Annotated in this window: 12 protein-coding genes; 5 read left to right on the top strand and 7 right to left on the bottom strand. The window is 42.5% G+C overall.

Features of this window, described 5'->3' with window-relative positions; genetic code table 11:
* Positions 1–68 precede the first annotated feature (68 nt).
* The 5 genes from LC608_RS11385 to LC608_RS11365 form a co-directional block, all read right to left on the bottom strand.
* The gene (locus LC608_RS11385; protein ID WP_229553648.1) at positions 69–431 is read right to left on the bottom strand and encodes an aspartyl protease; all 363 of its coding nucleotides are present in this window, start codon (positions 429–431) and stop codon (positions 69–71) included.
* Complete coding sequence (locus LC608_RS11380) at positions 428–745, bottom strand: hypothetical protein (RefSeq protein ID WP_229553647.1); 318 nt, start codon at positions 743–745, stop codon at positions 428–430. The genes LC608_RS11385 and LC608_RS11380 overlap by 4 nt, the downstream gene beginning before the upstream one ends.
* A gap of 204 nt (positions 746–949) precedes the next feature.
* Entirely contained in the window at positions 950–2,536 is a 1,587-nt protein-coding gene (locus LC608_RS11375; protein WP_229553646.1) for a glucose-6-phosphate isomerase, read from the bottom strand.
* Positions 2,537–2,647: 111 nt separating this feature from the next.
* Entirely contained in the window at positions 2,648–2,905 is a 258-nt protein-coding gene (locus LC608_RS11370; RefSeq protein WP_229553645.1) for a cytotoxic translational repressor of toxin-antitoxin stability system, read from the bottom strand.
* Positions 2,906–2,967: 62 nt separating this feature from the next.
* Positions 2,968–3,165: a hypothetical protein gene (locus tag LC608_RS11365; protein WP_229553644.1), complete on the bottom strand. Its 198-nt coding sequence runs from the start codon at positions 3,163–3,165 to the stop codon at positions 2,968–2,970.
* 229 nt (positions 3,166–3,394) lie between these two features.
* On the opposite strand from LC608_RS11365, the gene LC608_RS11360 reads away from it, so the two are divergent.
* The 5 genes from LC608_RS11360 to LC608_RS11340 all read left to right on the top strand — a co-directional run bounded on the left by LC608_RS11360 (position 3,395) and on the right by LC608_RS11340 (position 9,834).
* Entirely contained in the window at positions 3,395–4,528 is a 1,134-nt protein-coding gene (locus LC608_RS11360; RefSeq protein WP_229553643.1) for a branched-chain amino acid ABC transporter permease, read from the top strand.
* Positions 4,518–5,300 (top strand): ABC transporter ATP-binding protein, encoded by a 783-nt coding sequence (locus LC608_RS11355; protein ID WP_229553642.1) that lies wholly within the window; start codon positions 4,518–4,520, stop codon positions 5,298–5,300. Before LC608_RS11360 ends, LC608_RS11355 begins: the two co-directional genes overlap by 11 nt.
* A 1,068-nt stretch (positions 5,301–6,368) precedes the next feature.
* On the top strand, positions 6,369–7,421 hold the full coding sequence (locus LC608_RS11350) for a permease (RefSeq protein ID WP_229553641.1): 1,053 nt from the start codon (positions 6,369–6,371) through the stop codon (positions 7,419–7,421).
* A gap of 76 nt (positions 7,422–7,497) precedes the next feature.
* Complete coding sequence (locus LC608_RS11345; RefSeq protein WP_229553640.1) at positions 7,498–8,268, top strand: TIGR03943 family protein; 771 nt, start codon at positions 7,498–7,500, stop codon at positions 8,266–8,268.
* 66 nt (positions 8,269–8,334) lie between these two features.
* Positions 8,335–9,834, top strand: a complete 1,500-nt coding sequence (locus tag LC608_RS11340; RefSeq protein WP_229553639.1) for an Ig-like domain-containing protein — start codon at positions 8,335–8,337, stop codon at positions 9,832–9,834.
* A 69-nt stretch (positions 9,835–9,903) separates the two neighbouring features.
* On the opposite strand, the gene LC608_RS11335 is transcribed toward LC608_RS11340, so the two are convergent.
* A complete protein-coding gene (locus LC608_RS11335; protein ID WP_229553638.1) occupies positions 9,904–10,962 on the bottom strand; it encodes a low specificity L-threonine aldolase in 1,059 nt (352 codons plus the stop codon).
* 173 nt (positions 10,963–11,135) lie between these two features.
* Positions 11,136–11,924, bottom strand: a complete 789-nt coding sequence (locus LC608_RS11330) for a cupin domain-containing protein (protein WP_229553637.1) — start codon at positions 11,922–11,924, stop codon at positions 11,136–11,138.
* Positions 11,925–12,324 lie beyond the last annotated feature (400 nt).

Here is a 12,324-nt window from a genome sequence, read left to right as displayed (position 1 = left end):
GACACTAACGTGAATGCGGTTCGTTTAAAAATCACTGAAGTGTGTAGGTGTAGGCGTAGGCATCGCAGTTATCCCAAAGTTAATATACCAATTTGATAATTAACTACCAAGGGCATAATTTTTAGCCATTCTGAGCCTAATAATACTTCTGTAATTTCATCGCCCACATAAACATTAATTTCATACTCTTGTTCGTTTAACAGCACCTTACCTAAATAAATATCAAATCTTGATTCTCCTTCAGCAGTTCGTAGAGATTCCTCACCGATATAACCCCAATCAAGATACTCTAAATCTTGTTTCTTAATAGCCAGAAAGCCTGTAAAACCAGTATCCAACATAGCATCTACAGGCAAATCTAATCCATCAGATGTAATCAAATCAATTTCAAAAAATAGTTGCCCATTATCTCCAAAGTTTCCCTGAATCATATTCTGCCAGTTGTTCCCGTTTCATTTAGGCAGAATACACAATGTCTACTATTTGGATATTTTTCAAGGGATTTTTTATGAGCTTGCATTTTATCCGCATCAAACAAGTAATCACCACTATCTGGCTCCACTGCAATATACCAGCCATAGTGTTCCTTAATTAAATCGGGACGCACACGCTCAAAAATTGCCCGACAACGCCGATAAAATAATTCATCTTCAGCTTTGCGTCTAGCAAGTTCTTCTGGAGATAAAGTACGTTCTGGAAAAATTCTACCCCGACGTGCAGGTTGTTTTGCTGTTGATTCAGCCATAGTATTAATCCTACTTAATTGATGCTGCCTTAACTTTATGTTAGGGCAAGCAATTAGTTCCTCTGTCCTTCAATTGCGAATTACGAATTCTACAGTGAAGCATCCTAGACTGAAGATATATCTTCTATCTAGGATGCTTCACAATAAAAAATTGTTGCTGATACAACAATTAATGAACAAAATGTGATGTTTAGACTAGAACTATCAGCTAGCAGAAACGGTTAAACTGCCGGGTTTCTGAAGATCACCTTGCAAAACCACACCTCGCTGATTGGCATGGATATGACGCAAAATCTTGTAAATTGCCTCAACTTGCTCTGATGCGCCTGCTTTCTCTGCAAGTTCATCAAGAGAAATGGGAGCTTTTTCTTTTTGCAGCACTGCTACGACTCGTGTTTGCAAATCGAGAATGGAGGCGGCTGCTTTTTTGCCAGCTTCTACGCCTGGTTGATGGTAGGCGTTGACGTTGACTAAGCTAGCGTATAAACCAACAGCGCGTTCATACAAAGAAATTAATGCCCCTACAGTTCGGGGGTTAACTTGGGGAATCGTGACTGTAATCGAATCGCGGTGATTTTCATAAAGCGCTTGTCGGGTTCCTTGGAGAAAACCGGAAAGATAATCGCCTGATGTAACTCCTGGATCTATTTCAGTGGATGGGCCCTGACGATCTTCCAATACTTCGATGAAGGTAGCAAAGAAATTCGCTACACCCTCACGCAACTGCTGGACGTAAGCGTGTTGATCTGTTGAGCCTTTGTTACCATAAACGGCGATGCCTTGATGGACAACGTTGCCGTCTAAGTCTTTTTCCTTGCCCAAGGATTCCATCACCAGTTGTTGCAAATAGCGACTGAACAAAAATAAGCTGTCCTTGTAAGGTAGGACAACCATATCTTTTTCGCCCTTTCCGTTACCAGCAAAGTACCAAGACAAAGCAAGCAAGGCTGCTGGGTTATTTTTCACATCTGGAACGCGGGTAGCGTCATCCATTTCTTTTGCGCCATCTAGCATGGCACGAACATCAATGCCCTGCAATGCGGCTGGTACTAGCCCCACAGCAGACATTTCTGAGGTGCGTCCTCCCACCCAGTCATACATGGGGAATCTAGCCAGCCAACCTTCGTCTTTGGCAAGTTTATCGAGGTTGCTGTCAACGCTGGTAATTGCTACCGCATATTGAGCAAATTCCAAATTGTGTCCGGCGTAGGCTTTTTTAACTTCAATCATGCCGTTACGAGGTTCCGGCGTTCCCCCAGATTTGGAAATCACCAAAACCAAAGTGCTGGCGAGGCTATTTCGCAGATGATTGATAACGCGATCGATACCTGCTGGATCGTTGTTATCGATAAAGTGAAGTTTCAGGGGCGGGAAATCAGGAGCAAGGGCTTCCGCGACGAATTGGGGTCCGAGGGCGGAACCACCAATGCCAATGGAGATAATATCCGTGAAGCGGCTTGCTCTGGGAGGATGAATAGCACCTGTTTGGACTTTTTCCGCAAAGGCTTCGATTTGTTCTAGGGTTTGGACAATTTCTTGTGTAAGTTCTGGAGTTGGCGCTAAATCAGGATTTCGCAGCCAGTAGTGTCCAACCATGCGATTCTCGTCAGGATTTGCGATCGCACCCTTCTCCAGTTGAGCCATATCCGCAAACGCCTTGTCAAACTTCGGCTGCAACGAATCCACAAAGGCATCATCGAACCGCATTCGACTTATGTCTAAGTACAGTCCCAATCCCTCGTGGAAATATAACCAGTTTTGGTATCGTTGCCAAAGGGCCCTAGCATCCATAGGGAAATCTCAAATAAAGTGTTTTTCAAAACCAGTTTAATGTAAGGTTATAGCGATCCCTGCCTAGCCTTATACAGTTTACAGTTTTAAGTGTTCTCTTGACTCTTGACTTTAAACATCTGGCATAGGGATGACACGCAGAAATTTCACAATTTCACCCCTGATTTCTATACCAATAAGATAATTATCGAGGGTGAAGCGGTGAAAAATGCCTTCACCATCAAGCTGTCGCAGTTCTGTTAAATCGCTCAACTGCCACTTTTGGGCTAACTCAATAAACACAAAATCATACACCCGCTCGTAGGCGGCAGGTTCTAAATTCTTCAGGTCTAGCAAAAAAGACCTTGCATAGCGCATTTCCAGACTCACTAGGCGTTACCTTAACCAAAACTTGAGGGGTCACTGGCACTAGAAAAGAAAGCGCTGCTGAATCAGAAAAACATCAACAGTCGTACCGCTTCTTCATGGGTTAATATATCCCACGGTTGCTGCGATCGCTTGACTTGTTGTATCGCTTGAAGCATATAAAAGTCACAATGTAAAGCTTCAAGAACATCCCAAATGTTTTGCAAATCGTCATCGGCTAACTGCTCGATTAAGTGATGCATTCTCAGTCGCAGCAAATTCATACGTCAAATATTCCCTACCAGCAAACACCAACAATAAATAGTATTCCCATAAAATTAGCTACGCTCAAGCTACGCTAAAATTTATTCGCCCAGCGAGGAGGGGAGAGGAACAGGGGGAGATGAGGGAGATGAGGGAGTTTTAAGCGGGAAATCTCACTTTTTTACTCTCAACTCCTAACTCCCAACTCCTAACTCCCAACTCCTAACTCCTAACTTCCCATTCCAAAACATGGTTGACTATCTCATTTTCTTAGCAATTTCTACAGCACTTTTTGCTCTATTCGCACTAGGACTAAATTTACAGTGGGGCTTTACGGGGTTAATTAACTTTGGTCATATTGCTTTCATGACCCTTGGAGCATATACAACTGTATTGTTAAGCTTAAAGGGCGTACCCCTACCAATTTCGGCACTAGCTGGGGCAATTGTCGCTGCCTTGTTGGGTTTGATAATTGGTTTTGTAACTCTACGCTTACGGGAAGATTATCTAGGAATTGTCACTATTGGTACGGGCGAATTAATTCGTTTGGTAGTAAATAATCAGGAATTACCTGTGGGTGACACCTGGACTTCTGGGGCGTTTGGTGTGCAAAGTTATCCTATACCCCTATCCACAGAGCCGAATTTGTTTGTCAGATTAGTCATGATTGGGCTTTTGACGTTGCTGGCTGCTATAACTTTCTTTACATTGTGGCGATGGATTCGCACCACCCAAATATCTCGGACTACTGATTCAGGTAAAAGGACAACTAGCAAAGAAGAATTTGTATCACGTTTGGGTGTGGCAATTGTTTTAGCAGTTTTGGCAGCAGCAATTTATATTGCTGGGGTAATCGGATTGTATAATTACAATCCAAAAGCGGGTTTAATGCTGGTGTTGCTGTTGGTTTTAGCATTTGTATACTGGCGCTTAGAAATTTTGGTGCGATCGCCTTGGGGTAGAATTCTCAAAGCCATCCGAGAAGATGAAGAAATTCCCAAGGCGCTAGGAAAAAATGTTTTTTGGTATAAATTACAATCTCTCATGTTAGGGGGTGCGATCGCAGGTATCGCTGGTGCTTTCTTCGCTTGGCAACTTAGCGCCATTTACCCTGATAATTTCCAACCGCAGATTACCTTTGACACTTGGATTATGGTGATTTTAGGTGGTTCTGGTAATAATGTTGGCACAATCTTAGGCGCGGTAATTTTCTTTGGTTACGATGCACTCACGCGGGAAGTCTTACCCAAAATTGTCCCCCTTGATGAAGCCCGTTTGGGTGCATTTCGGATCATGGTAATTGGACTAATTTTGATGATACTGATGATTTGGCGACCTCAAGGTATTCTAGGGAAAAAGGAGGAACTTACTCTTGGTAAATAACCAGTCACCGCCACTTCCCCTTTTGGTAGCCACTGGACTTTCTAAAAGCTTTGGTGGTATCAAAGCAGTTAATGAGGCGAAAATCGAAGTTGCCAAAGGCAGCATTACGGGTTTGATTGGCCCAAATGGTGCTGGTAAAACTACTTTATTTAACTTACTTTCAAACTTCATCCGCCCAGATAAGGGACGAGTGATTTTTGACGGCGAACCGATTCACAACTTGCAACCATATCAAATCGCCCAACAAGGAGTAATCCGCACTTTTCAGGTTGCACGGACTCTCTCGCGGTTGTCGGTGTTAGAAAATATGCTGCTGGCGGCGCAAAAACAAACTGGTGAAAATTTTTGGCAGGTGCAGTTACAACCACATGTTGTAGCTAAGGAAGAAAAGGAACTACAAGAGCGGGCAATGTTCCTGTTAGAATCAGTGGGTTTGGCAAAAAAAGCACACGATTATGCTGGTGGCTTGTCTGGTGGACAACGTAAGCTACTGGAAATGGGACGGGCGCTAATGACTAATCCCAAGTTAATTTTGTTGGATGAACCCGCTGCTGGTGTGAATCCAAAACTGATTGATGATATTTGCGATCGCATTATCACTTGGAACCGTCAAGATGGGATGACTTTTTTGATTATTGAACACAATATGGATGTAATTATGTCCTTGTGCGATCGTGTTTGGGTACTTGCTGAAGGACAGAATTTGGCTGATGGTACACCCGCAGAAATTCAAACTAATCCCAAAGTTTTAGAAGCTTATTTGGGAAAATAGAGTGGCTTAGGTTTAAGAGAATTCGCACACCGTGTCAAATCTTCGGAAATTTGGCTCTTGTTAAAATCGAGTTGCATATTTTAGTGGAAAATGCTCCTCGAAAGATCATATTGCTACTGCTTATGCTATTAATTTAACGCCGTTTTTTGCCTGGTTAAACGAGGATATACTTGCCTCACTCAGATTTTGATGCTTCTTCCAAGGGTTAGTGACCGAAGAGGCAGGGGAGCAGGAAGCAGGGAGCAGGGGGAAAGATGCGCTCATTTTCCCTGCCACAAGGGTTTCAGAGCAAATAAATTTATTTATACCTTAAAAGTAAAAATATTTATTTCGATAGCGCAGCGTTAGCGAGTCAGACGCTCCTACGTCGCTAACGCTACGCTATCGAGCGTCGATGCGTAGCGCATATTTAATACGTCCAAGTTTTCAGAGCAAATAAATTTATAGGGTTTCCCCCCTGCTCCCTGCTCCCTGCCCCTTTTCCTCTTCTTTGACTCGCTATCGCTCGACTTTTCACGTCATGTAGAAATTCAGGCGATCGCTAACGCCGAAAGATTCCCCCAATCAAATACTTGTGTTTGCTAAACTTTAATCTTGCATTTTTAGAGTTTTTATAGTAAAAAATCAACCAGAGCTTAGATTATATTTTGCCAGAACTAGCCAAAATCAATTATGGTAGCAACCAAGAGCGATGTCTACGACGGGCTACGCCTACCCCAAATTGTGAATCCTTGATGAAAATACAGCCGAGCTAATATCTTCTCCAGCAAATTACTGTAAGTATAAACATAGGTAACTTCAAATCATCTATGCAGCTACTTGCCATCTAGATCGGAACAATTTCTGAACTTAGACAATCTTAGAAATGGTCATCGTCAGTAAATGCACTCAGGTAAATATCACTATCTTGGCTGAAGCAAAGGTTTATAACGCTTAAACGCTACTTGAAACGTAGGATAACTTGCTACTTAATAATGTTTAATTTTCCCGAACTGCTTTTGATCCCCATTTGGATAGAATGACTAGGCAGAACCCTAAAACTAAAAACCGCTTTTGACTGCGACGCCCATGAATCAACTGAACAATGGTTTTACTATATTTCTAAGTCTGCTAGTCGAGGCGATGCCTTTTTTGCTTCTTGGGGTTTTATTCTCCAGTTTGCTGCTGTTTTTTGTTGATGAGCGCAAATTAGTAGAAAAAATGCCCAAAAATCCGTTGCTGGGTGCTTTAGTTGGCAGCATGATCGGCTTTTTATTTCCGGTGTGTGAGTGCGGGAATGTACCAGTAGCGCGGCGGTTCCTAATTCAGGGAGTACCCACACCAGTCGCAATTGGTTTTTTGCTAGCAGCACCAACAATTAACCCAGTTGTAATTTGGTCAACTTGGACAGCATTTCGAGATCAGCCAGAAATAGTGGTCTTACGAGTCGTATTTTCTCTTGCAATTGCCACAATTATCGGGTTTGTTTTCAGTTTTCAAAAGGACTTAAATCCTATAATCCAACCTGCGATCGCTCGGTATATGAAGTTTAATCCGCCCGCGCACCCTGAAACTAAACGCCGTGGTAAACGTTACCAAGTACAACAGGAAGCAACAGTACCGAATCTGTTACAATCCGGGACTTATATCTTAGGAGGAAAAGCAAGTATACCTATGCGGATAGATGCGAATTTGGTACCGCCTACTTTAACCTCTACCTCCGATAAACCGCTTGCAGCTAAACTGCGCCTAGTTGTGGATAATAGCATCCAAGAATTGCGAGAATTAGGCGGAGTGATGATTTTAGGAAGTGCGATCGCTGCTGCTATTCAAGTGCTAGCTCCCCGTGAATTAATTCTCAGTTTGGGTGCTGGGCCCATTACTTCAATTGTGGTCATGCTGATATTAGCAGTAGTGGTGTCAATTTGTTCTACAGTCGATTCTTTCTTTGCACTATCTTTTGCCTCAACCTTTAGCAGTGGTTCATTGTTGGCATTTCTGGTGTTTGGGCCAATGATTGACATCAAAAGTGTTGGTTTGATGTTATCTATTTTTAAGCCCAAAACGATTTTCTACTTATTTACTTTAGCAGCACAATTGACATTTATATTCACCCTGTTTCTGAATTTGCACGTCTTTTAAAAAATATTAGTGATTTGTCATTTGTCCTTTGTTAATGACTAATGATCAATGACTAACGACCAACGACTAATGATTAATGGCTAACAAAAATTCCAAATCTAAAATTCTTAATTTGTTACTCCCTTGGCTGGATGCTGTAGCAATTACAGCTTGGGGAATTTTGATGTTGAAATATTGGCTAACTAACAAGCTGAACTTGTTAATTCACCCAAATTACATTTGGTTGGCGGTCGTTACTGGTATCAGCTTCATCATTATTGGTTTATTTAAAATGCAGGAACTTTGGCAACGGCGTCGCCGTGATGTTACGTCAAATAACCAGCATATTAGTTTATTTCCCCCTGGTTGGGGCAGTACTTTGTTATTAACTACAGCAATTCTAGGTTTTATCATTACACCGCAAGTTTTTGCTAGTGACAAAGCACTCCAAAGGGGTGTGACGGCTGATTTATTGGGAAGCACACGCGTCAAACCCCAAGCCTTTCGAGCTACTGTTCTTCCAGAGGAGCGATCGCTTGTAGATTGGGTACGCACTGTCAATGTTTATCCAGAACCAGATTCATATACAGGGCAAAAAGTCAAGGTGGAGGGATTTGTTATCCACCCGCCAGATATCGGAAAAGAATATTTGTTCTTAGCGCGATTTGTCTTAACTTGCTGTGCAGCAGATGCTTACCCTGTGGGATTACCCGTCAAACTCCCAAACAAAGAAACTTATTCGCCTGATACCTGGTTGGAAGTAGAAGGACAAATGGTGACAGAAAATTTGGCAGGTAAACGCCAACTCACCATTGCCGCTACCTCTCTCAAAAAGATTCCTCAACCGCAGAATCCTTATAGTTATTAGTCATTTGTCATTTGTATATGCCCAATGCCCAATGCCCAATGCCCAATGCCCAATGCCCAATAACCAATGACGAAATCTAAAGCATTTATTCAACCACTAGATCGGATAGCGATCGCACTAATGCTACTGCTGAGTGTGCTGATTGGGTTAATTATATTGCAAGGTGATGTGGTGACTGCTCGTGTCCGGGACTTTACCTGGCAAAATCAACAAATTGGGGCAGAAGATAATTCTTTCACCCTTACCTTCAGCCGCCCAATGGAAGTAAAAAGCGTAGAGGATAACTTGAAAATCGAGCCACCCCTAGCAGGTAAATTCAGTTGGGCTGGGCGGCGGATGGTTTATACACTGGTAACACCAGCACCTTATGGCACAAATTATAAAGTGCAGTTACAGGGAGCCAAAGATCAGTTTGCGGAACAAGAAGGCAAAAATCGGGTGATAGAACCCTTTGTTGGTAGCTTTCGTACACGCGATCGCGTCATCCTTTACATAGGAACCGATAAAGAAGAACAGGGACGATTAGTTCTTTACAACTTAACCCAAGAGCAAAAAAGGCTACTTACCCCTCAAGACCTGATAGTAATGGACTTTGAGTCCTTTCCTGATGGTGGGAAAATTTTATTTTCGGCTCGCGCGGCTAAGAACCAAGACTTACTTTCAGCCCAACTGTACACAGTGACAACAGGCGTTCCTGGTAAATCTGGACAAGAAGTAGAACCAGCCGGCAAAGTTGACTTAGTTTTAGATAGTAAAGATTATCAAAACCTGAAATTTGACTTATCACCTGATGGGCAAACTATTGTGATTCAACGGGGCAATAAAAGTAATCCCGGCGACTTTGGACTATGGTTTATGCCAGCAACCAGTAACGGTTCAGCAGAAAAACCCACCCCTAAACGTCTGCAAAGCCAACCTGGGGGAGACTTTATGATCACACCAGATAGTCAAGCCGTAGCAGTTGCCCAAGGACAGGGAGCAGCTATCCTACCATTGCAAGGTGATGCCAGGAAACCCCTAGATTTTCTGCCGCAGTTTGGTTTGGTACAGGCTTTCTCTAAAGATGGCTCTCAAGCGGCAATGGTAAAGTTTAATACAGATTACACACGAGATTTGTTTTTAGTGACAAACCAAGGTGTGCAGAAACAACTATTAAAAACAACAGGCTCAATTCTCAGCTGCCAATTTGATATTGCCTCACCCACCCTCTATTGCTTGCTGACACAGCTAGTATCCAAAGAACAATACATTGAACAGCCTTATGTGGTGGCAATTGATCTGAAAACCGGGCAACAGAAACCACTGCTAGTACTGCCTCCCGATCAACGGAATGTGCAAATGAGTTTATCTGCTGACGGTTTGGGCTTGTTATTTGATCAAGTAGTACCGCAGACAAACCCCCCAGCATCATTACCTACAAACACTTTGAAAACTGACGATGGAGATGTTATTGCTACTAGTAGTCTGTGGTTAATGCCTTTGTTGCCCATCGCTGATGCTGCGACTGTTGAAATTAGACCAGAACAACTCCCCTTAACCGGATTTCGACCCCGGTGGCTACCTTGAAATAGAGGCAAGGGAGCAGGGAGCAAGGGAGATAAAACAGAATGGTTAAGAATTTTGAGTAGGGGAATGCTACTCCATTATCTTGTACGACGATGATTTCGCAACTTTGGAAATAGCATCAACTGCAAAATCGATATCAGCCCGCGAAACATCTAAATGAGTGACTGCCCGAATAGAATCACCAACGGCTCCCATTTTCACACCACCCTGCTGTAACAGAGTGAGAAACATGGCTTTGTCGAGTTTTAATCTTGAAACATCAAAGAAAACAATATTTGTCTCAGGTTTTGGATCTTGAACTGTAATTCCTTCAATTTCACTCAGTCGTTGAGCCAGATAAGTTGCATTGTCGTGGTCTTCTTGTAGACGTTCAACATGATGGTCAAGTGCATAGAGACAACCTGCTGCGACAATGCCAGCTTGACGCATTGCGCCACCAAAAATGTGTTTATATCGACGTGCTTCAGCAATGAATTCCCGTGTACCCGCAAGAACAGCACCGATTGGTGCGCCTAGTCCTTTAGTAAAGTCAATCCAGACAGAATCAACACAGGCAGCAAAATCCTTGGCTGGAGTTTGAGATGCAACAACTGCATTTAAAAGTCGTGCCCCGTCCATGTGGGTAGCTAAACCTTTTTGACGGGAGAATTCGCAAACCTCACGTAGTTTATTGAGCCGCCAAACCGAACCCCCTCCAAAATTGTGGGTTTGCTCTACACACAATAAGCGGGGAATTGCAGAGTAAAGGTAAGGAGCAGTTGCGACTCTTTCAAGTGATTGAGCTAGAGCATCGACTGTAAAAATTCCTCGTTCGCTTGCAATCGGCTCCATGAGTACACCAGAAGTCATCGCTGCACCCCCCGATTCAGCCCGAATAATGTGTGCCATCTGTTCTACTAGCACCACATCAGCAGGGCGAGTATGGGTCTTGATTGCCACAAAGTTGCAAATGGTTCCACAGGCAAAGAAAAGAGCGGCTTCTTTGCCTAGTAAATCTGCAACCCTTTCTAGTAGTTGGTTAACGGTCGGATCTTCTCCTTTTTGCTCATCTCCAACTTCAGCAGTGGCGATCGCCTGTCGCATCGCCTGTGTCGGCTTTGTTTCAGTATCGCTTGTTAGCAAAATCATCAGCACTCCTAGAGCAGGTATATAGTGGTTTATAGTTGCATAAATCAGGGATGCTCATTTAGTCAAGTTGGCTTCATCATAAAAGTTGTGTTCCACTGATGTGAAAACCGCTATCAATAATACAAGATTGCCTTTACAATACTTAAATGAAAAGGCAAGCCTGATAAGCGTGGTTATTTTGTTCTAATCGCATCCAGAACTTTAGCTGACTTTTCTCCAACAAAAGTATTATTCAGCATCGTATGGGAATCATCAGTTGGCCCTACATCAGAATCTGGATGATAGATAATGATTCTTAAAGAATCATCAATCGCACTGAAGCTATGTAACTTGTTTTCTGGAAGACAGAAGACCGTTCCCGGCTCCATTTTGAATGTTCCTTCGTCCACCTGACAAATTCCACTACCCGCAGCGACAAGCCCAATCCGCAATGAAGGATGGGTATGGGGAGTTTGTGATACACCTGGAGGAACGTGGAGGAAATTCAAGCAGGGTTCTCCACGTCTTAAAGGATTAATCAGAACCGTTGAAGAGCAGCCATCAATGTAATTCAATCGCCCTAATGGTTCAATAGGCCCCCCAATTGTGAAAAGTCCAGTGTAGTTGAGTCGTGTTGCGACTAACACTTGGGCTGAACCATCTAAAGAAAAGTTCCCTGGAACTGCGGCAAAGCAGTTTTTTCGCAATAAAAACTCTCCGTTAATGCTGTTGAGGGTAACTTCGCCCTCTGAAACAAATAGAAAGTGCGTGTCTTTTTCACTCTCATTAACTTTGATAGAATTGATAACCCAAAAAGCACTCGATGGATGACCCGCCATTGTGTAGTCAAGTTTTATCGCCTCTAGGAATCGCTGACAGTAAAACTTTTGGTAGTCTCCCATAGGAATGCTAAATAGTTCCGACTCAAGAGAAATATTTTGGGCTTGTTTTTGTAATAATGGTGTTTCGTTTACGTGCTGCATAGTTTATATGTGTTATTTATGTTGTTTTACCTAGTGGAAAACTCGGTTATTCCAATTATTCTTTAAATAGATGAATTAAAAACTGCATCCGCAATATTGCTTAATCGGTTTATTGTATGAGTTATTTAATATACTATATGTTTTGTGTTTACAGTAGTCAAGTATACTTTAAACAATTTTCTTGTAGTCATTAAATAAACTTGACACATTGAAAGCAAGTTGTTAGAGAAAGCTCTCGCTAACTAAGCTTGAAATTGCTTACTAGGACTGTATTTACTCAGAAAAAACCCCGGATCAAGTTGAGATTATTCTTTAAAAAAGTTTTATTATTTTAGTTAAGTAAATTGCTACGTATTTGTCAAATAGTTATACGTATTTATCCGTAATTATCATGGTTGCC

The sequence above is a fragment of the Nostoc sp. XA010 genome (assembly GCF_020829625.1).
Classification (GTDB): domain Bacteria; phylum Cyanobacteriota; class Cyanobacteriia; order Cyanobacteriales; family Nostocaceae; genus Nostoc.
Note: the sequence above shows the minus strand (reverse complement) of the source record. Positions and strands in the feature narration are given on the sequence as shown.